Genomic DNA, 21990 nt, shown 5'->3' with positions numbered 1-21990 from the left:
GAAGAAATCAAGACCCCTGCGTTACGCGCCGGTTAATCACGCCTCGGATCGGCATCAGGTCAGGAAGCCCCGCAGGAGAGCGGCCGTGCCGGCGCAGTGCTCGCGCATCATCTCCCGCGCGCCGTCCGCGTCCCCGTCGAGCACCGCCTCCACCAGGGCCGTGTGCTGGCGCTGTGAATGCTCCAGGTTCCGTACCAAGAGCGGGATGCAGTCGAGGAGGTCGTTCACCGTCGCGCGCACCGCCGCGTACTGCGCCCTGAGCGAGGGTGACCCGCACAGCTCGGCGAGCGTGAGATGCAGCAGCGTGTCGAGCCGGCGGTAGTCGGCGAGGGGCGCGTCATGGGTGCGCGCGAGGGCGTCGCGCAGCCGCTCTGCCTGTCCGTCCGTGAGGCCGTGAGCGGCGCACAGGCCGGCCGCGCCGACCTCCAGGACCTCCCGGAAGCGCAGCGCGTCCTCGACGTCCACGTCCTTGAGGCGGCGGCGCAGCTCGTCCTCGCCCGGCGCGCCCGTGCGCGCCACCACGAACGTCCCGCCGTAGCGCCCGCGCCGCGACTCCACCAGGCCCTGGTCCTGGAGCACCTTCAGGACCTCGCGCAGCGTCACCCTGCTGATGCCGAGCCGGTCCGCCAACTCCCGCTCGGAGGGCAGGCGTTCACCCCCCGGCACCAGGCCGAGCCGGACGACCTGGAGGATCTGCTCCAGGGCCTCCTCGAATCCGTTGCCCGCCCGCACGGGCCGCAGCACCGGCGTGAGCCGGTCGTCGCCATCCGTGTGCGACATATGGCCGTACCCCCTTCCCAAGCAATGGTTCTCCGCAATACCTTATGGCTTCCGGCTGACCGAAGAAGCCCGAAGGAGGCCTTCCCGTGGCAGACCGCACAGCCCCGCTCGGCGTCGAGGAGCTCACGTCCCTCGTCGAGAGCGGAGAGATCGACACTGTCGTCCTGGCCTTCCCCGATATGCAAGGGCGGCTCCAGGGCAAGCGGTTCGCCGCCCGCTTCTTCCTCGACGAGGTCCTCGCCCACGGCACGGAGGGCTGCAACTACCTCCTCGCCGTCGACACCGAGATGAACACGGTCGACGGATACGAGATGTCCTCCTGGGACCGCGGCTACGGCGACTTCGCCATGCACGCCGACCTCTCCACCCTGCGCCGCGTCCCCTGGAACGACGGCACCGCGATGCTCATCGCGGACCTGGCGTGGAACGACGCCTCACCCGTCGTGGCCGCGCCCCGCCAGATCCTGCGCCGCCAGCTCGACCGGCTCGCCGAACTCGGCTACACCGCCCACGTCGGCACGGAGCTCGAGTTCATCGTCTTCAAGGACACCTACGAGCAGGCCTGGGACGCGGGCTACAAGAACCTGACCCCCGCCAACCAGTACAACATCGACTACTCGGTCCTCGGCACCGGACGCATCGAGCCGCTCCTGCGCCGCATCCGCAACGACATGGCCGCGGCCGGCCTCGTCGTCGAGTCCGCCAAGGGCGAGTGCAACCCGGGCCAGCACGAGATCGTGTTCCGCTACGACGAGGCCCTCGTCACCTGCGACCAGCACGCCATCTACAAGACCGGCGCCAAGGAGATCGCGGCTCAGGAAGGTGTCTCGCTCACCTTCATGGCCAAGTTCAACGAGCGCGAGGGCAACTCCTGTCACATCCACCTCTCGCTCCAGTCCATCGACGAGCCCGGCACCAACGTCATGGCGGGCACCGCGGACGACCCCGGCGGAATGTCGCCGGTGATGCGGCACTTCCTCGCGGGCCAGCTCGCCGCGCTGCGCGACTTCTCGCTGCTCTACGCGCCCAACGTCAACTCGTACAAGCGGTTCCAGCCGGGCTCCTTCGCGCCGACCGCCGCCGCGTGGGGTTACGACAACCGCACCTGCGCGCTCCGCGTCGTCGGCCACGGCCGCTCGATGCGCTTCGAGAACCGCCTGCCCGGCGGCGACGTGAACCCGCACCTCGCGGTGGCCGGACTCGTGGCCGCCGGCCTGTACGGCATCGAGCAGAAGCTCGAACTGCCCGAGGAGTGCACCGGAAACGCCTACACCGGCGAGTACGAGCACGTTCCCACGACGCTGCGCGAGGCCGCCGAGCTGTGGGAGAACAGCCCCATCGCCAAGGCCGCGTTCGGCGACGAGGTCGTCGCGCACTACCGCAACATGGCGCGGGTCGAACTGGACGCGTTCGACGCCGCCGTCACCGACTGGGAACTCCGCAGGTCGTTCGAAAGGCTCTAGCGTGCACGACATCCTCAACCCGGCGACCGAAGAAGTCATCGCCACGATCCACGCGACCTCCCGCGACCAGGTCGACGCCGCGGTCCTGCGGGCCCACCGGGCGCAGCGCGGCTGGGCGGCCGCGGCCCCCGCCGACCGGGCCCGCCTCCTGCGCCGCTTCGCCGCCGTCGTCGACGAGCACGTCGAGGAACTCGCCCGCCTGGAGGTGCGCGAGGCCGGACACACCATCGGCAACGCCCGCTGGGAGGCCGGCAACGTCCGCGACCTGCTCGACTACGCGGCCGGGGGAGTGGAGCGCCTCACCGGCCGCCAGATCCCCGTCGCCGGCGGCCTCGACATCACGATCCTCGAACCCCTCGGCGTCGTCGGTGTCATCGCGCCCTGGAACTTCCCCATGCCGATCGCCGCGTGGGGCACGGCCCCGGCGCTCGCCGCCGGGAACGCGGTGATCCTCAAGCCCGCCGAGACGACCCCGCTCACCGCGCTCCGCCTCGCCGAACTCGCCCTGGAGGCAGGGCTTCCCGAGTACCTCTTCCAGGTCCTTCCCGGCGCGGGAGACATGGCGGGAGCCGCCCTCGTCGAGCACCCGGGCGTGGCCAAGATCGTGTTCACCGGCTCCACCCGCGTCGGCAAGCAGATCATGGCCAAGTGCGCCGACCAGGTGAAGCGCGTGACCCTCGAACTCGGCGGCAAGAGCCCGAACATCGTCTTCGCCGACGCCGACATCGAGGCGGCCGCCGCCGCGACCCCCATGTCGTTCCTCGACAACGCCGGCCAGGACTGCTGCGCGCGCACCCGCATCCTCGTACAGCGGTCCGTCCACGACCGGTTCCTCGCTCTGCTCGCGCCCGCGATCGAGTCCGTCGTCGTCGGCGACCCCGCCGACGAGAAGACCCAGATGGGCCCGCTCATCTCCAAGTCCCAGCTGGACCGCGTCCGTTCGTACGTCGACGGGGGAGCGGCCGCCGTGCGGGGCAGCGCCCCCGAGGGCCCCGGATTCTGGTTCCCGCCGACCGTCCTCACCGAGACGGCAGCCGACGCGCCCGCCGCCGCAGAGGAGGTCTTCGGGCCCGTCGCCGTCGTCCTCCCCTTCGACGACGAGGCCGACGCGATCCGGCTCGCCAACGCCACCGAGTACGGGCTCTCCGGGTCCCTGTGGACCCGCGACGTGGGGCGCGCCCTGCGGGTCGCCGGGGCGGTCCGCGCCGGGAACCTGTCGGTCAACTCCCACTCCAGCGTCCGCTACTCGACCCCGTTCGGCGGCTACAAGCAGTCCGGCGTCGGCCGCGAACTGGGCCCCGACGCCCTCACCGCCTTCACCGAGACCAAGAACGTCTTCATCAGCACGGAAAGCACGGAGGCCTGAAGCACCATGACCGAGAACATTTGCCGCCGCCTCGTGGGCCGCACCGCCGTCGTCACCGGAGCCGGCAGCGGCATCGGCCTCGCCACCGCCCGCCGCCTCGCCTCCGAGGGCGCGAACGTGGTCTGCGCCGACATCGACGAGAGCGCCGGCAAGAAGGCCGCCGAAGAGGTCGGCGGCACCTTCGTCCAGGTCGACGTCACCGACGCCGAACAGGTCGAGGCCCTCTTCAAGACCGCGTACGACACCTACGGCTCGGTCGACATCGCCTTCAACAACGCCGGGATCTCGCCCCCCGACGACGACTCCATCCTGGACACGGGCCTGGAGGCCTGGAAGCGCGTCCAAGAGGTCAACCTCACGTCCGTCTTCCTGTGCTGCAAGGCCGCCATCCCCTACATGCGGCAGCAGGGCAAGGGCTCCATCATCAACACCGCCTCGTTCGTGGCACGGATGGGCGCGGCGACCTCCCAGATCTCGTACACGGCCTCCAAGGGCGGCGTCCTCGCCATGTCGCGTGAGCTCGGCGTGCAGTTCGCCCGCGAGGGCATCAGGGTCAACGCCCTGTGCCCAGGCCCGGTCAACACCCCGCTCCTCCAGGAGCTGTTCGCCAAGGACCCCGAGCGCGCCGCGCGCCGCCTCGTGCACATCCCGGTCGGCCGCTTCGCGGACGCCGAGGAGATCGCCGCCGCGGTGGCCTTCCTCGCCAGCGACGACTCCTCGTTCGTGAACGCCACCGACTTCCTCGTCGACGGCGGGATCTCGGGGGCGTACGTCACGCCTCTGTAGGGGACGCGTCATATAGGTGTACGGTCCCCAGGCATGCGTAACAGAGATGTTGCCGCGTGGACTTCAGCCGTGGTCACCGTCCTGGTGGCCACGGCTCTCGTCTCTCCTGCGGCCGCCGCCACGTCCGCTCCCACCACCGACCGGGCCTGCCCGCAGCTCTCGAAGAAGCTGTCGTGGTACGGCCAGAACCGGGCCCGGCTCCAGCGCGTGATCGACGAGCGCGGGACCTGCAACGGCCACCACGGGGCCCGCCCCGTCGCCGCGTTCGACTGGGACAACACCGTCTCGAAGAACGACGTCACCGACGCGACGATCGCCTGGTCGCTCAAGCACGACAAGATCCTGCGGCCCGCGAGCTGGAAGAAGACCAGCAAGTGGCTGACCGACGACGCCGACAAGGCCCTCACCGCCGCCTGCGGCACCGCCGTACCCGTCGGTGCGCCCCTGCCGACCTCCACCGACACCGACTGCACCGACGAGATCTTCAACATCCGCGAGTCCGGCAAGACCATGAGCGGCGCCGCCGCCTTCGCCGGTGAGTGGAACCACCGGCGCACCGTGCCCCAATACGCCTGGGTGCCGCAGCTGTTCGCCGGACACACCGTCCCCGAACTGGAGTCGTACGCCGCCCAGGCCCGCCGCGAGGCGCTCGCCGCACCCGTCGGCTCGACCCAGACGCTCGGCACGCACACCATCCCCGGCTACGTCCGCTACTACGAGCAGCAGCGCGACCTCATCCGCACGCTGCAGAAGGCCGGGTTCGACGTCTACATCGTGTCGGCCGGGTCCGAGCCCGTGACCGAGGTGTGGTCGGGCGGCCGGGACGGCGTCGGCATCGACCGCGCCCACACCATCGCCATCCGCTCCGTCCTCGACGACAAGGGCCGCATCACCACGTACAACGAAGGCTGCGGCGGGGTCGGACGCACCCAGGGCGAGGCCATCCCGTACATCGACGGCAAGCGGTGCTGGATCGACCAGGACATCTTCCTCGTCAAGGGCAAGTCTGCCTGGGAGAAGCAGCGTTGGAGCAAGCGCATCGCCCTCGGCGGCGGTGACGCCGACACCGACGTCACCTTCGTCGGCGACGCCACCGGCGCGCACCTCGTGCTCAACCGCAACAAGAACGAGGTGATGTGCCGCGCCTACGACAACGCCGACGGGCGCTGGGTCGTGAACCCCATGTTCATCGAACCGCTCCCGCGCAAGTCCGCCGGCTACCCCTGCTCCACGGCCGCGTACAACAAGCCCGAGGGCGGCTTCGGCCCGGTCCTGCGCCAGGACGGCTCCGTCGTGCCCGACCAGGCGGACTCGGTGTACTGACCTTCCCCGCGCAATTTAGAGTGCCGGGATGAGCATGACGCCCCCGCCCGGCTGGTACCCGGACCCCACGGCCCCGCCCACCGAGCGCTGGTGGGACGGGGCCGCGTGGACCGAGCACCGGCGGCAGCCGCAGAACACCCCGGCCGCGCCGCAGGCCTTCGGGCCGCCCGTCGAGCCCCCGCTCCCGGCCATGGACCCGCAGCGCCCGCCCGCCGCACCGGGCCGACGGGCCAGGACCGTCGCCCTGGCCGCCGCCGGCATCGTGCTCGTCGCCTCCATCGCCACCGGCGCCGTACTGCTCGGCCGCGGCGGCGACGACCCCCACACCCGCACGGCACCCACCACGAGCGCCCCGACGCCCACGGACCCGACCGCCACCGCGAGCAGCGCCGAGCCCACCCCCACCGAGGACGCGTCCACCGCCGTCGACCAGCTCAACGGCATCACGCTCCCCGTCCTCGACGGCTGGCAGAAGGCCGAGAACGTCGTCGACGACGACATGCTGATCACCACCCCGCGCACCTACGACTGCCCCGGCGACTCGGGCCTGTGCCGGCACGGCACCGTCGTCTCCCGCACCGTCACCGGGACCGACGAGACCTCACCCGAAGTCATCGCCAAACGGGACATCAAGGACGCCGCGGACGCCTCGTACGACAAGAACGGCATCAACCAGCAGCCCTTCGGCGGCATCGAGTCGCACCAGCAGATCGCCGCCCGCCAGACCGCCGTCGCCGGGCGCGCCGGCTACCTCGTCCGCTGGAAGGTGAAGACCGCGAAGGGGCCCGGCGGTTACGTCCAGTCCGTCGTCTTCCCCTCCAGCGTCGGCTCCGAGTCCCTGGTGACCGTCCGCATCACCGTCGACGCAGGCGCGGACGCGCCGCCGCTCTCCGACATGGACCGCATCGTCAAGGGCATCGAGCCGGCCGGTGACAGCGGGTCGGACGGCGGCGTGGGCAGCAGCATCGGCCCCACCGTCACGCCGTAGCGTCTTCAGGGCCCTCAGAGGAACGTGTAGCCCTCACCGCGGTACGTCGGCACGCTCGCCGTCACCGCGTCGCCCTCCACCAGGCGCAGCACGTCGAACCGCTCACACAGCTCGCCGGCCTTCGCGTGCCGGAACCACACCTTGTCGCCGATCAGCAGATCGTCGGCGGGCGCCCCGAGCAGCGGTGTCTGCACCTCGCCCGGGCCCTCCTGCGGGTCGTAGCGCAGGCCCTCCGGGAGATACGGCACCGGCAGCCGGTCGGCTCCCGGCGCGCCCGACGCCGGATATCCGCCGCCGAGGACGGTCACGACCCCGACGCCCGGCCTGCGCACCACGGGCTGCGCGAACAGGGCGGAGGGCCGGCCCGTGAACGACGTGTAGTTGTCGAACAGGCGCGGCACGTAGAGACCCGACCCCGCCGCGATCTCGGTCACCGCGCGCTCGGCCGCGGTGTGCTGCACACTGCCCGTGCCGCCGCCGTTCACGAACTCCAGGTCCGGCGCCACCGTCCGTACCGCGCGCACCACTTCGGCCCGCCTGACCGCCAGCTCCTTGCGCGCCGCCGTCTGCATCAGCCGGATCGCCCGCGACCGCACCGGCCGCCCCGCGACCGCGTCCCCGACACCCGCGACATGACCCTCGTACGCCATGAGACCCACGAGCCGGAACCCCGGCCGCCGGGCCACGGAGCGTGCCATGTCGGCGACTTGGGCGGGGGAGCGGAGCGGGGAGCGGCGGGCACCGACCCGCACGCGGCCGCCGAGCACCTGCCACGAGGTGTCCAGTTCCAGACAGACCCTGACCTCCTCGCGCCCGCCGTCCCGCGCGTCGTCGATCAGCCGCAGCTGGGCCGGGTCGTCGACCATCACCGTGACCGCCGCCGCCAGCTTCGGGTCGTGCGCGAGCTCCGCGAAAGCGGTCCGGTCCGCCGACGGATACGCGAGCAGCACGTCCTCGAAACCGGACCGCGCCAGCCACAGGGACTCCGCGAGCGTGAACGACATGATCCCGGCGAAACCGTCCCTCGCCAGGACCCGTTCGAGAAGAGCCCGGCAGCGCACCGACTTGCTCGCGACGCGGATCGGCTTTCCGCCCGCCCGCCTCACCAGGTCGTCCGCGTTGGCGTCGAACGCGTCCAGATCGACGATCGCGACCGGGGCGTCGAGATGAGCGGTGGCCCGGTCGTAGCGGGCCCTGTCGGCTGCGCGGGGTGTCATGACCGAAGCCTGCCAGACACGATTACCGCGGGGTAGGGGGAGGATCCGGGCAGATCGTCCTGACCTGCGGTACGGGTTCCCTGCGAAGCCGTGTCAGCCCGTAGAGTGACGCGCACGCAGGACGAGAACGGGACGGAAACGGGGAGGCATGAGCACGCAAGCGCGCCGCGCGCCGATCCCGCCGCGCCCCTCCCAGCCGCCCACGCAGCGCGACGAGTTGGCCGACGCCTCCGCCGGCCCGGACGCGTCGATACCCCCGCGCCCCGCACACACCCCGGCGCCGGACCACACGCCTCCGCCGCCCCCGGCCTCGGCCCGCTTCCCGGACACCCCGCCCGCGCCCGGCGCCCCCGCGGTCCCCGCGTCCGACCGGCCGGCGCCCGCCACGCGCCCCGGAGCCGGCCCCCTGCCGCCCGAGCGCCCGACGGAGACCACGACCCGGCTGCGCCCGATCAGGGACACCGCCGCGCAGAGCGCCGACGGCCCGCCCTCGCCCCGCCCCGCCACACCCCCCGCAGCCGCCGCCCCGCGCCGCCCCGCCACGCCGCCGCGCGCCCCCGCCGAACCGCACGCCACCGTCCCCCGCCCCGCCGAGCCCCCGCGCGTCCCGGGCGAGCCCCCCGTCGGACGGCGCCCGGTCGGAGCCGTCGACCTCACCCCGGGCCCCGGCGCCGGCCGCCCCTTCGTGTTCTTCGCCCGCCCCGCCTCGTATGACGACAGCACCACCCGCCTGCGCCCCATCGGCTCCCGGATACGGCCCCGCGTCGCGGCCGCCGCGGCGTGCGCCGTGCTCGGGCTCGGCCTCATCGGCGGCGCGGCGACCGGGAGTTGGCTGGCCGGGGACAGCGACGGCAGCATCGGCTCACCGAGCTCGTACGCCGCCGCCGGAACCCTCTGGCACAGCGTCCCCGTCGACCGGCTGTTCCCGCCCGTCATCAAGGGCGACGGAGCGGGCCCCGGCGGCGCCGACCGCACCTGGACACGCATCGCCGTCGCCCCGGACAGCACCTGCGAGAACGCCTTCGACCCGCTGCTGGAAAGGGCGCTCAGGCCCGCCGGGTGCCTGCGCCTCCTGCGCGCCACCTACACCGACGCCACCCGCAGCCATGTCACCACCGTCGGCCTGCTGTTCACCAAGGCGGACACCGAGGCCATGAAGGCGCTGCGCACCCGGTTCACCGAGGACGGCCTCGACCGCAGGAACGACCTCATGCCCCACCCGTACGCGGCCGAGGGCACCCTCGCCGCCGGGTTCGGCGACGCCCAGCGCGCCTCGTGGACCATCTCCGTCCTCACCGACGCCCCTGTCGTCGCCTACGCCGTCTCCGGCTTCGCCGACGCCCGTACCGTCACCGACCCGCAGCCCGCCGCCGAGGCCATGAAGTCCGGCAGCGTCACCACCCCCGCGCAGGCCGGTCTCGGCTACGAGGCACAGGGCATCGCCGACCGCGTCGAACGAAGCCTGCGCGCCGCCGTCGCCAAGGCCACCGAGGAGCCGTCATGACCCGCACGGCCGCCGCCTGGCGGAACGCCGCCACCGCGCTCACGGCCGCCGCGGCCCTCGCGCTGCTCCCGTCGACCACCGCCCACGCCGACTCCGTCCGCGCCCAGCAGTGGGGCCTGGACGCCATGCACACCGACGAGGCCTGGCGCACGACCAAGGGCAAGGGCATCACGGTCGCCGTCCTCGACACCGGCGTGGACGACACCCACCCCGACCTCAAGGGCAACGTCCTGCCCGCCAAGGACTTCGTCGGCTTCGGAGCCGAGCGGGGCGACCGCTCCTGGGCCCGGCACGGCACCGCCATGGCCGGGATCATCGCCGGTCACGGCCACGGCCCCGGCGGCGACGACGGCGTGCTCGGCATCGCCCCCGAGGCGAAGATCCTGCCCGTCCGCGTGATCCTCGAGGACGGCGACCCGGCCCGCAAGGAAGCCCGCTCCAGCCGGGGCAGCGCGCTCGCCGACGGCATCCGCTGGGCCGCCGACCACGGCGCCGACGTCATCAACCTCTCCCTCGGCGACGACTCCGCCACCGCCCACCCGGAAGCCACCGAGGACACCGCCGTCCAGTACGCCCTGAAGAAGGGCTCCGTCGTCGTCGCCTCCGCGGGCAACGGCGGCAAGAAGGGCGACCACATCTCCTACCCGGCCGCGTACCCCGGAGTGATCACGGCCACCGCCGTCGACCGCTACCTCCACCGCGCCCCCTTCTCCACCCGCCGCTGGTACGCCACCGTCAGCGCCCCCGGCAACGCCATCGCGATCGCCGACCCCGACCGCACGTACTACTCGGGCTGGGGGACCAGCGCCGCCTCCGCGTTCGTCTCCGGCGCCGTCGCGCTGGTCCGCGCCGCCCACCCGGGGCTCACGCCCGCGCAGATCAAGCAGCTCCTCGAGGACACGGCCCGCGACGCCCCCTCGGGCGGCCGCGACGACTCCCTCGGCTTCGGCTTCGTCGACCCGGCGGCCGCCATCCGCGAGGGCGAGTCCCTCAAGCCCGAGGGCCTGCGCTCGGCCACGTACTCGGAGAAGTTCTTCGGCACGGGACCCGACACCTCCGACGGCGACGCCTCGACCGGCTGGGTGGGGCCCGTCGCGGGAGGCCTCGGCTTCGCGCTCCTCGCGGCCGCCGTCTATCTGTGGCGCGGGCGTCGCACGCTCCGCTGACCTGCTGAGCCTCAGCCGGTGAGCACGGAGACGGCCGCCTTCGCGACCCCCTCCACGAGGGCCACCCCCGCCTCCTTGGTCGCGTTGCCGTCGGAGAGCACCGAGACCAGATAACGCTTCCCGCTCACGGACACCCGCCCGACGCTGTTGATGTCCCACAGTCCGGTCGCGCTGCGCGGCAGCCATCCGTTCTTCAGCGCACACACGGACGCGGAGTCGGCCGCCGCGGACACACCCCACCGCTGGTCCGACGCGATCCGCCCCATCAGCCCGGCGACGTAAGCGCGCGACGCCTCGCTCAGCTCCGAGTCCGCGCCCTGCGCACTCTTCGCCCCCTCTGCACTCCCCGTGCCTTCTGTGTCCTCCGTGCCGAACACGGCCCGCAGCAACGTCAGTTGATCCGCCGCAGTCGTCTGCGTCAGGCCCCACTCGCCGCCCGCGCCCGCCCTCGTCCCGGTCAGCCCCAGCGTCAGGTTCGCCGCGTCGAGCCCGTCCGCGCCGCCGATCGCCTCCCACAGGGCCGTCGCGGACGCGTTGTCACTGTTCTCGATCATCGCCGTCGCGTACACGCGCTCCTGCGAGGTCAGCGCCCGCCCCGCGTCCTGCGCCCGCAGCAGCAGCGCCGCGAGGATGTCGACCTTGACGATGCTCGCGGTGTCGAACGCGGACGTGCCCTCGTACACGGCGCCGTCCGTCGCCCCGTCCAGCGCGGTCACCGCCACGGAGACCCGCGCGTCACCGTCCGGAAGCAGAGGCTTCAGCGCCTCGGCGAGCGCGTCGTCACGGTCCACGGAGACCTCCTCGTCGGGTGCGGATGCGGACGCCTCCCCGGAAGAGGGCGGCGACGCCGTGGCGGCGACCGGAACCGCCTGCCCCGTCCCGTCCGGCGAGCAGCCTATGAGGGTCCCCACGAGCGTTCCCGTGAGCAGGGCGGCCCACGCCGCGAGTCCGTTCCGGTGCATGCCCGGATGCTCGGCGCCCGTCCTGTGCGCACCGTGAGACCAGGCTCTGGGTCCGCTGAGAAGATCGCGCCGCCGGGTCGGTAGGGTCGGTGAACGTGGCGAACAAGAACATTCCCGACCCCGGCTTCTCCGACGACGACGGCTCCGCGGACCCGCGGCTGAGCGCGGCCCTCGCCGCGTGGGCCGCGGACCGCACGGCGCACGGCCCGGTCCTCGCGGCACTCAAGGAAGCCCGGCTCCTCGTCCCCGTCGTCGCCGTACTCGGCGAGGTGGAGGAGGACGAGAACGGGCTGCGCCGCGAGAAGACCAGCGACATGGCCGTGCCCACCCTCAAGGCCGGCGACCGCAAGGCCCTGCCCGCGTTCACCTCCACCGCGGCGCTCGCGTTGTGGGACCCCGAGGCGCGCCCCGTCGCCGTACCGCTGCACCAGGCGCTCCAGGCCGCCGCGCACGAGCAGGCCGACACCGTCGTCATCGACCTCGCGGGCCCGGTCGCGTACGAGCTCAGCGGGGCCGCCCTGCGCGCCGCGAACGAGGGCCGCACCACCGCCGACCCCCTCGCCGACCCGGCCGTCACGGAGGCGATCCGCGCCGCCGTCGCCGCCGAGCCCGGCGTCCTGCGCGCCCACCTGGGCCCGGGCAGCGCCGACGGCATCCTCGCGCTGGTCCTCGACCCGTCGGCCGCCCCCGCCGAGACCGCCCGCGCCGTCGCCGGGCGCATCGCCGCCGACGAAACACTGAGGGCCCGCCTGGTGCGGGGTCTCGACCTGGCACTCCTGCCGGCCGGGACCACGCCTCCCGGCGAGCCCTTCTACGTACGCGCGTGAACTACCGGGACGATCAGCCGTAGACCGGGCCCGTGTACTTCTCGCCGGGGCCCTGGCCCGGCTCGTCCGGCACGAAGGACGCCTCGCGGAACGCCAGCTGCAGGGACTTCAGACCGTCGCGCAGCGGCGCCGCGTGGAACGAGCTGATCTCGGTCGTGCTCGCGTCGAGCAGACCGGCGAGGGCGTGCACGAGCTTGCGGGCCTCGTCGAGGTCCTTGTGGGCGTCGCCGTCCTCGGTGAGGCCGAGCTTCACCGCGGCGGCGCTCATCAGGTTGACCGCGACCGTCACGATCACCTCGACGGCGGGGACCTCGGCGATGTCCCGGGTCAGGGCGTCGTAATCAGTGTTCTCGGCGTTGTCGGCAGCGGGGGTGGCGTCATTCATGTGCCCCACGATATGCCGCCCGCGCACTCGGTTGGGCCCACCCCCCAAGAGCTGCTAACCTTGTGTAACGACCGGCCGGACACGCATGCCACTGGCTTGAGTGACCGGCCCACAAGTGGAGGCTCCGATCTCCCACCTTGCTGCCCCTGAGGGGCGGCGGGTCACCGGTCAGATGGCCCCCATCGTTCCGTACGGACGATGGAGCCGTCCGATGTGCGCCCCGCGGTCATACGCGACGGTGCTCCGGTAGTCCTTGGAGCCCCGCCTGTGTACCGTCCGGGGCATTTTTTGTGTTTCGGCGCGGTTGGTACTACGAAACAGACGTTACGCGGCGGTCCGCCAGACCGTCGTGTGGTGCTACCGAGGAGGATCCATCAGCGCCGAGCCCCGCATCAACGACCGGATTCGCGTTCCCGAAGTGCGACTTGTCGGTCCCAGCGGCGAGCAGGTCGGGATTGTTCCGCTTGCCAAGGCCCTTGAGCTCGCTCAGGAGTACGACCTCGACCTCGTCGAGGTGGCGGCGACAGCCCGTCCGCCTGTCTGCAAGCTCATGGACTACGGGAAGTTCAAGTACGAGTCGGCCATGAAGGCCCGTGAGGCGCGCAAGAACCAGGCGCACACGGTCATCAAGGAGATGAAGCTCCGGCCGAAGATCGACCCGCACGACTATGACACCAAGAAGGGTCATGTCGTCCGGTTCCTCAAGCAGGGCGACAAGGTCAAGATCACGATCATGTTCCGTGGTCGCGAGCAGTCCAGGCCGGAACTCGGCTACCGACTGCTGCAGCGTCTCGCTTCGGACGTCGAGGACCTCGGGTTCATCGAGTCGAACCCGAAGCAGGACGGCCGCAACATGATCATGGTTCTGGGTCCTCACAAGAAGAAGACCGAGGCCATGGCCGAGGCTCGTGAGGCCCAGGAGGCCCGCAAGGCCGAGCAGAAGGCGCAGCCGACGCACGGCCGCACGCAGCGGGCGAGCGACGACGCCGCGGAGTCCGCCGAGGCCCCGGCCGAGGCGACCGACGAAGCCCCTGCCGACGAGGCCACGGCCGAGGCTTCCGCCGAGGCCTGATCCGGCCACGTACAGCCCGTACGGACCGGATGCCAATCGATACATCTGGACGTTCCGTATGCCGGTCCGCACCCCGGACCGGCAGGGAACGCCACTGACGAGGAGAGAACGGCGCTATGCCGAAGAACAAGACGCACAGCGGTGCCAGCAAGCGCTTCAAGATCACCGGCTCCGGCAAGGTGCTCCGTGAGCGCGCCGGCAAGCGCCACCTGCTCGAGCACAAGTCGTCCCGCGTGACGCGCCGCCTCACCGGCACGGTCGAGCTGGCCCCGGGCGACGCCAAGAAGATCAAGAAGCTTCTCGGCAAGTGAGTCCCGGCGCGCAACAGCGCGCCGGAGCTCGGACCGGGACCCAATCGAATTCGGGCCGTGTGAGTCCAACCACGGCCCCGCTACAAGGAGTTAACAAGTGGCACGCGTCAAGCGGGCAGTAAACGCCCACAAGAAGCGTCGGGCGATCCTCGAGGCGGCCAGCGGTTACCGCGGCCAGCGGTCGCGCCTGTACCGCAAGGCCAAGGAGCAGGTCACCCACTCCCTGGTCTACAACTACAACGACCGCAAGAAGCGCAAGGGCGACTTCCGTCAGCTGTGGATCCAGCGCATCAACGCCGCTGCCCGCCAGAACGGCATGACGTACAACCGCCTCATCCAGGGTCTGAAGGCCGCCAACATCGAGGTGGACCGCAAGATCCTCGCCGAGCTGGCCGTCAACGACGCGAACGCGTTCGCCGCGCTCGTCGAGGTCGCGCAGAAGGCCCTTCCGGCCGACGTGAACGCGCCCAAGGCTGCGTGACGCTCCGCTTTTAGCCGGATGCTTCTCGGACCCGCAAGTCATTTGGCTTGCGGGTCCGACTGCGTCCGTTGTCGGCTGCGGGGTGGTGGGGGTTGTTCGCGCAGTTCCCCGCGCCCCTTCCGGGGCGCGCCGCCCCGCCCCTGTTCAACTTCTGCCCCCCGAAGGTGAGTTCATGGTCGGCCCCGAGTTGATCTCCCCCAAGTCGTCCCGCGTCAGTGCCGCGCGGCGGCTTGCCAAGCGGAACTTCCGGGGCAAGGAGCGGCTGTTCCTGGCCGAGGGGCCGCAGGCCGTGCGGGAGGCCGCCGGGCACGCGGACACCCTCGTCGAGCTGTTCGCCACCCTCGACGCCGCCGAGCGCTACGCCGACATCGTCGCGGAGGCGAGCGACGCCGGCGCCCGGGTGCACCTCGCCGACGAGGACGTCATCGCCGACATCTCGACGACCGTCACCCCGCAGGGCCTCGTCGGGGTCTGCCGCTTCCTGGACACCCCGTTCGAGGACGTCCTCGCCGCCCGCCCCAAGCTCGTCGCGGTCCTCGCCAACGTCCGCGACCCCGGCAACGCCGGCACCGTCCTGCGCTGCGCCGACGCCGCGGGCGCCGACGCCGTCGTCCTGACCGACGCGTCCGTCGACCTGTACAACCCCAAGTCCGTGCGGGCGTCAGTCGGTTCGCTGTTCCACCTGCCGGTCGCCGTCGGCGTACCCGTGGAGCGGGCCGTACAGGGACTCAAGGACGCGGGCGTCCGCATCCTCGCCGCCGACGGCGCGGGGGAGGACGATCTCGACACCGAGCTCGACCGCGGCACCATGGGCACTCCCACCGCCTGGATCTTCGGCAACGAGGCCTGGGGGCTCCCCGAGGAGACCCGCGAGCTCGCCGACGCCGTCGTACGGGTCCCGATCCACGGCAAGGCCGAGAGCCTGAACCTCGCCACGGCCGCCGCGGTCTGCCTGTACGCCTCCGCGCGAGCACAGCGAGCCCCCGGAGGGTGCCGCTCCGTCACCCCCAGCTAGTAGTGTGGCGAGCTCGGAGGCCACCGCGCCGTTCCGAGAGGCGGGATACGGGGATATGAGCGTCGGCACGAGCAGAGCACCGGGGGCACGGGACAGCCTGCGCGGCCCTGCGCCTCGATGCGGCCCCGACGACCTCACCACCCTCGCCGACAGCGGCCTCCACCCGGACGACCTGCCCGACGGACTCGTCGTCGCCGACGAGACCGGGCACGTGATCTGCTTCAACGCGGCGGCCGTCCGCATCACCGCCGTCCCCGCCGCCGACGCCCTCGGCCACCCCCTGGAGCGCGCGCTCCCTTTAGAGGACCTCGAAGGCCGTCGCTGGTGGCAGCTGACCGACCCGTACGGCGGCCTCGCCACCCGCTTCGCCCAGCCCGAGCGCAATCTGCTGCTGCCCGGAGGGCGAGAGGTCCTCGTCTCCGCGCGCTACGTCCGTACCGCGCCCACCGGTCCCGTCCGCCGCGTCGTCGTCTCCATCCGTGACACCGAGGCCCGTCGCCGCACCGAGCGCAGCCACGCCGAGCTGATCGCGACCGTCGCGCACGAGCTGCGCTCGCCCCTCACGTCGGTGAAGGGCTTCACCGCGACCTTGCTCGCGAAGTGGGAGCGGTTCACCGACGACCAGAAGAAGCTGATGCTGGAGACCGTCGACGCCGACGCGAACCGCGTCACGCGGCTCATCGCCGAGCTGCTCGACATCTCCCGCATCGACTCCGGCCGCCTCGAGGTGCGCCGCCAGCCCGTCGACATCGGCGCCGCCGTGGCCCGCCACATCCAGGCCCACGTCGCCTCGGGACAGCCGGCCGACCGCTTCCTCGTCCGGGTGGAACAGCCGCTGCCCGACCTCTGGGCCGACCCGGACAAGATCGACCAGGTGCTCAGCAACCTCCTGGAAAATGCCGTGCGCCACGGCGAGGGAACGGTCACCATCGACGTCATGCCCTCGGCGTCACCCCGCGAGCGGGAGTGCGCCGGTACGTCGGTCACCGTGAGCGACGAGGGGCCCGGCATCCCGGAGGAGTCCATGAACCGCGTCTTCACCCGCTTCTGGCGGGGCAGCAAGCGCGGCGGCACGGGACTCGGCCTGTACATCGTCAAGGGCATCGTCGAGGCCCACGGCGGGACCATCACGGTCGGCCGCGCGCCCGGCGGCGGCGCCCAGTTCCGATTTACGTTGCCCGTGGGGGCCCCGGCGTACCTGAACGCCTGAGCGGGCCCCCACGGGCGCATCGGCACACCCCACCCCCGTTAGACTCGGTCTTTGGCACTTTGCGTCCCAATCCTGAGACGAATCGTCTCCGAGTCGTGGACGGGGACCATCCGCCAAACCAACCGGAAGCACGGGAAGAGATGTCGGCACCGAATAAGTCGTACGACCCTGTTGAGGTCGAGGCCTTGAAACCGGAAGAGATCGAGCGCATGCGGGACGAGGCGCTCGCCGCCTTCGCGGCCGCGGACTCCCTCGGCGCGCTCCAGGAGGCCAAGGTCGCCCACACCGGCGGCACCTCGCCCCTGTCGCTGGCCAACCGCGAGATCGGCGCCCTGCCCCCGCAGGCCAAGGCCGAGGCCGGCAAGCGCGTCGGCATGGCCCGCGGCGCCGTCAGCAAGGCGCTCGCCGCCCGCCAGTCGGAGCTCGAGGCCGAGCGCGACGCGCGTGTCCTGGTCGAGGAGGCCGTGGACGTCACGCTGCCCTACGACCGCACACCGGCCGGCGCCCGCCACCCCCTGACCACGCTCTCGGAGCGCATCGAGGACGTCTTCGTGGCCATGGGCTACGAGGTCGCCGAGGGCCCCGAGGTCGAGGCGGAGTGGTTCAACTTCGACGCCCTGAACATCGGCCCCGACCACCCGGCGCGGGGCATGCAGGACACGTTCTTCGTCGAGGGCCCCAAGGGCCGCGAGACGGAGTCGAACGTCGTCCTGCGCACCCACACGTCCCCCGTGCAGATCCGGTCCATGCTCGACCGCGAGCCGCCGGTCTATGTGATCTGCCCGGGCCGCGTGTACCGCTCCGACGAGCTGGACGCCACGCACACCCCGGTGTTCATGCAGGTCGAGCTGCTCGCCGTCGACGAGGGCCTGACGATGTCGGACCTCAAGGGCACCCTCGACCACATGGTCCAGGCGCTCTTCGGTGAGGGCATGAAGACCCGCCTGCGGCCGAACTTCTTCCCGTTCACCGAGCCGTCCGCCGAGATGGACATGGTCTGCTACGTGTGCCGCGGCGAGTCCGTCGGCAACCCGGACCGGCCGTGCCGTACCTGCTCCTCCGAGGGCTGGATCGAGCTCGGCGGCTGCGGCATGGTCAACCCCAAGGTGCTGACCGCGGCGGGCATCGACCCCGAGAAGTACAGCGGATTCGCCTTCGGGTTCGGCATCGAGCGGATGCTGATGTTCCGCCACAACGTCGAAGACATGCGAGACATGGTCGAGGGTGACATCCGGTTCACCCGGCCGTTCGGGATGGAGATCTGATGCGTATCCCGCTTTCCTGGCTGCGGGAGTACGTCGATCTCCCCGCCACCGAGACCGGCCGTGACCTGCAGGAGAAGCTCGTCGCCACCGGCCTCGAGGTCGAGACCGTCGAGCAGCTCGGCGCCGGCCTCAAGGGCCCCCTCGTCGTCGGTCAGGTGCTGACCATCGAGGAGCTGGAGGGCTTCAAGAAGCCCATCCGCTTCTGCACCGTCGACGTCGGTCAGGCGAACGGCACGGGCGAGCCGCAGGAGATCGTCTGCGGCGCCCGTAACTTCGCCGTCGGCGACAAGGTCGTCGTGGTCCTGCCCGGCGCCGTGCTGCCCGGCGACTTCGCGATCGCCGCGCGCAAGACGTACGGCAAGACCTCGCACGGCATGATCTGCTCCGGCGACGAGCTCGGCATGGGCGACGACGGCTCCGGCGGCATCATCGTGCTGCCGCCCGAGCACGAGGTCGGTACCGACGCGATCGAGCTCCTCGAGCTCGTCGACGAGGTCCTCGACATCGCCGTCACCGCCAACCGCGGCGACTGCCTGTCCCTGCGCGGCGTCGCCCGCGAGGCCGCCATCGCGTACGGCCTGCCGCTGCGCGACCCGGCGCTCATCGACGTGCCCGCGCCGAACGCGCAGGGCTACCCGGTGAAGGTCTCCGAGCCGGCCGGCTGCGACCGCTTCACCGCGCGCACCGTCACCGGTCTCAACCCCGAGGCCCGCTCCCCGATCTGGCTCCGGCGCCGGCTGCAGAAGGCGGGCATGCGCCCGATCTCGCTCGCAGTCGACATCACGAACTACGTGATGCTGGAGCTCGGCCAGCCCCTGCACGCCTACGACCGCTCCCTCGTCCAGGGCGCGATCGGCGTGCGCCGGGCCGAGCAGGGCGAGAAGATCGTCACCCTCGACGGCGCCAAGCGCGTGCTCGACGCCGAGGACCTGGTGATCACCGACGACCGCGGCCCCATCGGCATCGCGGGCGTCATGGGCGGCGCCAACACCGAGATCGCCGACCACGAGGCCGACGCCGGGACCACCGACGTCGTCATCGAGGCCGCGCACTTCGACCCCGTCTCCATCGCCCGCACCGCGCGCCGCCACAAGCTGTCCTCCGAGGCGTCCAAGCGCTTCGAGCGGGGTGTCGACCCGCAGGCCGCGTCCGCCGCGGCCCAGCGCACCGTCGACCTGCTCGTGCTCCTCGCGGGCGGCACGTCGGAGCCCGGCGTCACCGAGGTCATCGCGCCCTCCGCGCCGCACACCATCACGCTCCCGGCGGACCACCCCGACAAGGTCGCGGGTGTCACCTACGGCCGGGAGACCGTGGTGCGCCGCCTCCAGCAGGTCGGCTGCGACGTCTACGGCCAGGACAACCTGACGGTCACCGTGCCGTCGTGGCGTCCCGACCTGGTCGAGCCGAACGACCTGGCCGAAGAGGTCATCCGGCTCGAGGGCTACGAGAACCTGCCCTCGACGCTGCCGAGGCCCCCGGCGGGCCGTGGCCTGACCGAGCGCCAGCGGCTCCACCGCCGTGCGGGCCGCGCCCTGGCCGGCGCCGGTTACGTCGAGGCGCTGAACTACCCGTTCATCAGCGACGAGACGCTCGGCAAGCTCGGCATCGAGCAGGACGACCCGCGCCGTACCACGGTCAAGCTGGTCAACCCGCTCTCCGACGAGGAGCCCGCGCTCCGTACGACGCTGCTGCCGGGCCTCCTGGAGGCGCTGCGCCGCAACGACGGCCGTGGCTCGCACGACCTGGCGCTGTTCGAGACCGGCCTGGTCTTCCGGCCGACCGGTGACGAGCCGCAGGCCGTCCGCCTGCCCGTCGACCGGCGTCCCACCGACGAGGAGATCGCCGGCCTCGACGCCGCGCTGCCGCGTCAGCCGCGCCACGCCGCGGTCGTCCTCACGGGCGCCCGCGAGCAGGCCGGCTGGTGGGGCAACGGCCGGCCGGCCGACTGGGCGGACGCCGTCGAGGCGGCCCGCACCATCGCCCGCGAGGCCGGTGTCGAGCTGATCGTGCGCGGCGACCAGCACGCACCCTGGCACCCGGGCCGGTGCGCCGCGCTGTTCGCCGTGGTGGACGGCGCGGAGACGCTCGTCGGCCACGCCGGTGAGCTGCACCCGCGCGTCATCAAGGCGCTGCACCTGCCCGAGCGCAGCTGCGCCATGGAGATCGACCTCGACCTCGTCGAGCGGGCCGGCACCGGCGCGCTCCAGGCGCCGCGGATCTCCACGTTCCCCGTGGCCACGCAGGACGTCGCGCTCGTCGTCGACGCCTCCGTGCCGGCCGCCGACGTGGAGAAGGCGCTGCGTGAGGGGGCGGGTGAACTCCTCGAGTCCCTCCGCCTGTTCGACGTGTTCACGGGCGAGCAGCTCGGCGAGGGCCGCAAGTCCCTCGCCTACGCGCTGCGCTTCCGTGCCACCGACCGCACGCTGACCGTCGACGAGGCCTCCGCGGCCCGTGACGCGGCGGTGGCGCTGGCCGCCGAGCGCACCGGGGCGGTGCTGCGCGGGGCCTGATCCCGGCAGAGCGAGACGCGGTGAGGGGCACTTCCGGAGCACCGGAGGTGCCCCTCACTCGTTCGGGTGAGAAGTGGCGGTGATCCGCTCCGCTGGGGGCAGTCGGTCGACAGAATCGTTGCGGCCGCAGGGCCGACCGCGCTGAACAGGGCCTTAGGGAGGCCGTCGGCATGATCCGTAACCATCCGAGGAAGCCCTCCCGACCACCGCGCACCTTCTTCAGATCCCGGCTCGCCCGCTCACGCTCCCGATCCCTTCGCGTCCGGCGCGCGCTCGACCTGGCGCTGCCCACGGCCTGGGGCGCCGTGGCGATCACCTTCAAGCTGTCCTGCCCGCTCGCGCAGCAGACCGGACTGGGCGCGCGCATCGCGTCGAGCGCCGTGTTCTTCGCCGTCGGGACCGGTCTGATACTGCATGTGCGGCGCGGCCTCCAGCGCGAGCTGCGGCAGCTGCGCAGGATCGCGGGGGCCGCACAGAACGTGCTGCTGCGCCCGCTGCCGCCCCGCATCGACGGGCTGGCCATCGCCGCGGGACAGCTCTCGGCCGACCGGGGCGCCACCGTGGGGGGCGACCTCTACGAGGTCATCGCCACCGACCACGGCGTGCGGGTCGTCATGGGAGATGTCCGCGGACACGGCCTCGGCGCCCTCGCGACGGTCGCCGCCGTCCTCGGCAGCTTCCGCGAGGCAGCGCACGACGAGGCCGAACTGGCCTGCGTACTGAGGCGACTCGAGCGGGCCATGGCCCGGCATCTGCGCGAGCGGTCGCGGGACGAACATCCGGCGGCGGGCGGCGGTGAACCGGGCAGCCCGGTCGCGGAGGAGTTCGTCACCGTTCTGCTCCTGGAGATCCGGCAGGACGGGGAGGTGCTCGCGCTCAACTGCGGGCACCCGTGGCCGTATCTGCTGCGCAGCCATGTGGGTCCCGCGGACGGGGCGCGTGGCTCCGCCGAGTTGGTCGTGGGCGGTGAACCCCTGCCGCCGCTCGGCCCGTTCCCGCTGCCGGCCGAACTGCCCGTCGTCGCGTGCGGGCGGCTTCTTCCCGGTGAGGGGCTGCTGCTCCACACCGACGGGATCGAGGACGCGCGGGACGCCCGCGGCCGGTTCTTCCCGCTGCCCGCCGCGCTCGCCGAGGCCGTACGCGTCCAGCCGGTCGTCCCCCAGGCCGTCATCCGTGCCGTGTACGCCCAACTCCTGCGCCACACGGGCGGGTTGCCGGACGACGACGCCGCGCTCCTCGTCCTGCGCAACGACCGCACGCGAGTCCCCTTGCAGCACGGAGAGCATCGCGTCCACAGCGCTGCCAAGTGAACGGAGCCACCGCGTGACCTGACCCCGGGGCTCCCACCCCGGGGCGCGC

The 21990-nt window shown here is 72.2% G+C and carries 20 protein-coding genes; 16 read left to right on the top strand and 4 right to left on the bottom strand.

What is annotated here, in order from left to right:
• Positions 1 to 54: 54 nt before the first annotated feature.
• Positions 55 to 780, bottom strand: a complete 726-nt coding sequence (locus LGI35_RS11225) for a FadR/GntR family transcriptional regulator (protein ID WP_227293733.1) — start codon at positions 778 to 780, stop codon at positions 55 to 57.
• Positions 781 to 866: 86 nt separating this feature from the next.
• On the opposite strand from LGI35_RS11225, the gene LGI35_RS11220 reads away from it, so the two are divergent.
• From LGI35_RS11220 to LGI35_RS11200, 5 genes are read left to right on the top strand one after another with little or no spacing between them, the layout of a single operon-like run.
• On the top strand, positions 867 to 2243 hold the full coding sequence (locus LGI35_RS11220) for a glutamine synthetase family protein (RefSeq protein ID WP_227293732.1): 1377 nt from the start codon (positions 867 to 869) through the stop codon (positions 2241 to 2243).
• Position 2244: 1 nt separating this feature from the next.
• The gene (locus LGI35_RS11215; RefSeq protein ID WP_227293731.1) at positions 2245 to 3609 is read left to right on the top strand and encodes an aldehyde dehydrogenase family protein; all 1365 of its coding nucleotides are present in this window, start codon (positions 2245 to 2247) and stop codon (positions 3607 to 3609) included.
• A 6-nt stretch (positions 3610 to 3615) separates the two neighbouring features.
• A complete protein-coding gene (locus LGI35_RS11210; RefSeq protein ID WP_227293730.1) occupies positions 3616 to 4395 on the top strand; it encodes a 3-oxoacyl-ACP reductase in 780 nt (259 codons plus the stop codon).
• A gap of 33 nt (positions 4396 to 4428) precedes the next feature.
• The gene (locus tag LGI35_RS11205) at positions 4429 to 5718 is read left to right on the top strand and encodes an HAD family hydrolase (protein WP_227293729.1); all 1290 of its coding nucleotides are present in this window, start codon (positions 4429 to 4431) and stop codon (positions 5716 to 5718) included.
• A gap of 28 nt (positions 5719 to 5746) precedes the next feature.
• On the top strand, positions 5747 to 6706 hold the full coding sequence (locus LGI35_RS11200) for a DUF2510 domain-containing protein (protein ID WP_423835701.1): 960 nt from the start codon (positions 5747 to 5749) through the stop codon (positions 6704 to 6706).
• A 14-nt stretch (positions 6707 to 6720) separates the two neighbouring features.
• Here LGI35_RS11200 and LGI35_RS11195 read toward each other — a convergent pair whose 3' ends face one another.
• Positions 6721 to 7923 (bottom strand): amino acid deaminase/aldolase, encoded by a 1203-nt coding sequence (locus tag LGI35_RS11195; protein ID WP_227293728.1) that lies wholly within the window; start codon positions 7921 to 7923, stop codon positions 6721 to 6723.
• A gap of 148 nt (positions 7924 to 8071) precedes the next feature.
• Between LGI35_RS11195 and LGI35_RS11190 the strand changes: the two genes are divergently transcribed.
• Together LGI35_RS11190 and mycP are read left to right on the top strand one after the other, a co-directional pair.
• Positions 8072 to 9427, top strand: a complete 1356-nt coding sequence (locus LGI35_RS11190; protein ID WP_227293727.1) for a hypothetical protein — start codon at positions 8072 to 8074, stop codon at positions 9425 to 9427.
• On the top strand, positions 9424 to 10593 hold the full coding sequence (mycP, locus tag LGI35_RS11185) for a type VII secretion-associated serine protease mycosin (protein ID WP_227293726.1): 1170 nt from the start codon (positions 9424 to 9426) through the stop codon (positions 10591 to 10593). The genes LGI35_RS11190 and mycP overlap by 4 nt, the downstream gene beginning before the upstream one ends.
• 11 nt (positions 10594 to 10604) lie before the next feature.
• On the opposite strand, the gene LGI35_RS11180 is transcribed toward mycP, so the two are convergent.
• Entirely contained in the window at positions 10605 to 11555 is a 951-nt protein-coding gene (locus LGI35_RS11180) for a serine hydrolase (RefSeq protein ID WP_227293725.1), read from the bottom strand.
• A 95-nt stretch (positions 11556 to 11650) separates the two neighbouring features.
• On the opposite strand from LGI35_RS11180, the gene LGI35_RS11175 reads away from it, so the two are divergent.
• Positions 11651 to 12382 carry an SseB family protein gene (locus LGI35_RS11175; RefSeq protein ID WP_227293724.1) on the top strand — a complete coding sequence of 244 codons (732 nt, stop codon included), beginning with the start codon at positions 11651 to 11653 and terminating at the stop codon, positions 12380 to 12382.
• 13 nt (positions 12383 to 12395) lie between these two features.
• Here LGI35_RS11175 and LGI35_RS11170 read toward each other — a convergent pair whose 3' ends face one another.
• Positions 12396 to 12767 (bottom strand): DUF1844 domain-containing protein, encoded by a 372-nt coding sequence (locus LGI35_RS11170; protein WP_227293723.1) that lies wholly within the window; start codon positions 12765 to 12767, stop codon positions 12396 to 12398.
• Positions 12768 to 13116: 349 nt separating this feature from the next.
• Here LGI35_RS11170 and infC point away from each other — a divergent pair, with 349 nt between their 5' ends.
• The 8 genes from infC to LGI35_RS11130 all read left to right on the top strand — a co-directional run bounded on the left by infC (position 13117) and on the right by LGI35_RS11130 (position 21941).
• Positions 13117 to 13839 carry a translation initiation factor IF-3 gene (infC, locus tag LGI35_RS11165; protein WP_227293722.1) on the top strand — a complete coding sequence of 241 codons (723 nt, stop codon included), beginning with the start codon at positions 13117 to 13119 and terminating at the stop codon, positions 13837 to 13839.
• A gap of 116 nt (positions 13840 to 13955) precedes the next feature.
• Entirely contained in the window at positions 13956 to 14150 is a 195-nt protein-coding gene (gene rpmI, locus LGI35_RS11160; protein ID WP_100597076.1) for a 50S ribosomal protein L35, read from the top strand.
• Positions 14151 to 14247: 97 nt separating this feature from the next.
• Positions 14248 to 14631: a 50S ribosomal protein L20 gene (rplT, locus tag LGI35_RS11155; RefSeq protein ID WP_037628363.1), complete on the top strand. Its 384-nt coding sequence runs from the start codon at positions 14248 to 14250 to the stop codon at positions 14629 to 14631.
• A 172-nt stretch (positions 14632 to 14803) separates the two neighbouring features.
• The gene (locus LGI35_RS11150; protein WP_227293721.1) at positions 14804 to 15646 is read left to right on the top strand and encodes a TrmH family RNA methyltransferase; all 843 of its coding nucleotides are present in this window, start codon (positions 14804 to 14806) and stop codon (positions 15644 to 15646) included.
• 55 nt (positions 15647 to 15701) lie between these two features.
• On the top strand, positions 15702 to 16856 hold the full coding sequence (locus tag LGI35_RS11145) for a sensor histidine kinase (protein WP_227293720.1): 1155 nt from the start codon (positions 15702 to 15704) through the stop codon (positions 16854 to 16856).
• A 140-nt stretch (positions 16857 to 16996) separates the two neighbouring features.
• Positions 16997 to 18121: a phenylalanine--tRNA ligase subunit alpha gene (gene pheS / locus LGI35_RS11140; RefSeq protein ID WP_116503210.1), complete on the top strand. Its 1125-nt coding sequence runs from the start codon at positions 16997 to 16999 to the stop codon at positions 18119 to 18121.
• Positions 18121 to 20631 (top strand): phenylalanine--tRNA ligase subunit beta, encoded by a 2511-nt coding sequence (pheT, locus tag LGI35_RS11135; protein WP_227293719.1) that lies wholly within the window; start codon positions 18121 to 18123, stop codon positions 20629 to 20631. The genes pheS and pheT overlap by 1 nt, the downstream gene beginning before the upstream one ends.
• A 170-nt stretch (positions 20632 to 20801) precedes the next feature.
• Positions 20802 to 21941: a PP2C family protein-serine/threonine phosphatase gene (locus LGI35_RS11130; RefSeq protein WP_227293718.1), complete on the top strand. Its 1140-nt coding sequence runs from the start codon at positions 20802 to 20804 to the stop codon at positions 21939 to 21941.
• Positions 21942 to 21990 lie beyond the last annotated feature (49 nt).

The organism is Streptomyces longhuiensis, from assembly GCF_020616555.1.
GTDB classification, from domain to species: domain Bacteria; phylum Actinomycetota; class Actinomycetes; order Streptomycetales; family Streptomycetaceae; genus Streptomyces; species Streptomyces longhuiensis.
Note: the sequence above shows the minus strand (reverse complement) of the source record. Positions and strands in the feature narration are given on the sequence as shown.

What these genes read in the sequence shown, in the direction of transcription:
- LGI35_RS11210 (WP_227293730.1), top strand. Translation starts at nt 3,616, where the DNA reads ATGACCGAGAACATTTGCCGCCGCCTCGTGGGCCGCACCGCCGTCGTC.
- LGI35_RS11180 (WP_227293725.1), bottom strand. Translation starts at nt 11,555, where the DNA reads ATGCACCGGAACGGACTCGCGGCGTGGGCCGCCCTGCTCACGGGAACG.
- rpmI (WP_100597076.1), top strand. Translation starts at nt 13,956, where the DNA reads ATGCCGAAGAACAAGACGCACAGCGGTGCCAGCAAGCGCTTCAAGATC.
- LGI35_RS11225 (WP_227293733.1), bottom strand. Translation starts at nt 780, where the DNA reads ATGTCGCACACGGATGGCGACGACCGGCTCACGCCGGTGCTGCGGCCC.
- LGI35_RS11145 (WP_227293720.1), top strand. Translation starts at nt 15,702, where the DNA reads ATGAGCGTCGGCACGAGCAGAGCACCGGGGGCACGGGACAGCCTGCGC.
- LGI35_RS11195 (WP_227293728.1), bottom strand. Translation starts at nt 7,923, where the DNA reads ATGACACCCCGCGCAGCCGACAGGGCCCGCTACGACCGGGCCACCGCT.
- LGI35_RS11130 (WP_227293718.1), top strand. Translation starts at nt 20,802, where the DNA reads ATGATCCGTAACCATCCGAGGAAGCCCTCCCGACCACCGCGCACCTTC.
- LGI35_RS11150 (WP_227293721.1), top strand. Translation starts at nt 14,804, where the DNA reads ATGGTCGGCCCCGAGTTGATCTCCCCCAAGTCGTCCCGCGTCAGTGCC.
- LGI35_RS11205 (WP_227293729.1), top strand. Translation starts at nt 4,429, where the DNA reads ATGCGTAACAGAGATGTTGCCGCGTGGACTTCAGCCGTGGTCACCGTC.
- LGI35_RS11200 (WP_423835701.1), top strand. Translation starts at nt 5,747, where the DNA reads ATGAGCATGACGCCCCCGCCCGGCTGGTACCCGGACCCCACGGCCCCG.
- LGI35_RS11190 (WP_227293727.1), top strand. Translation starts at nt 8,072, where the DNA reads ATGAGCACGCAAGCGCGCCGCGCGCCGATCCCGCCGCGCCCCTCCCAG.
- LGI35_RS11170 (WP_227293723.1), bottom strand. Translation starts at nt 12,767, where the DNA reads ATGAATGACGCCACCCCCGCTGCCGACAACGCCGAGAACACTGATTAC.
- mycP (WP_227293726.1), top strand. Translation starts at nt 9,424, where the DNA reads ATGACCCGCACGGCCGCCGCCTGGCGGAACGCCGCCACCGCGCTCACG.
- pheS (WP_116503210.1), top strand. Translation starts at nt 16,997, where the DNA reads ATGTCGGCACCGAATAAGTCGTACGACCCTGTTGAGGTCGAGGCCTTG.
- pheT (WP_227293719.1), top strand. Translation starts at nt 18,121, where the DNA reads ATGCGTATCCCGCTTTCCTGGCTGCGGGAGTACGTCGATCTCCCCGCC.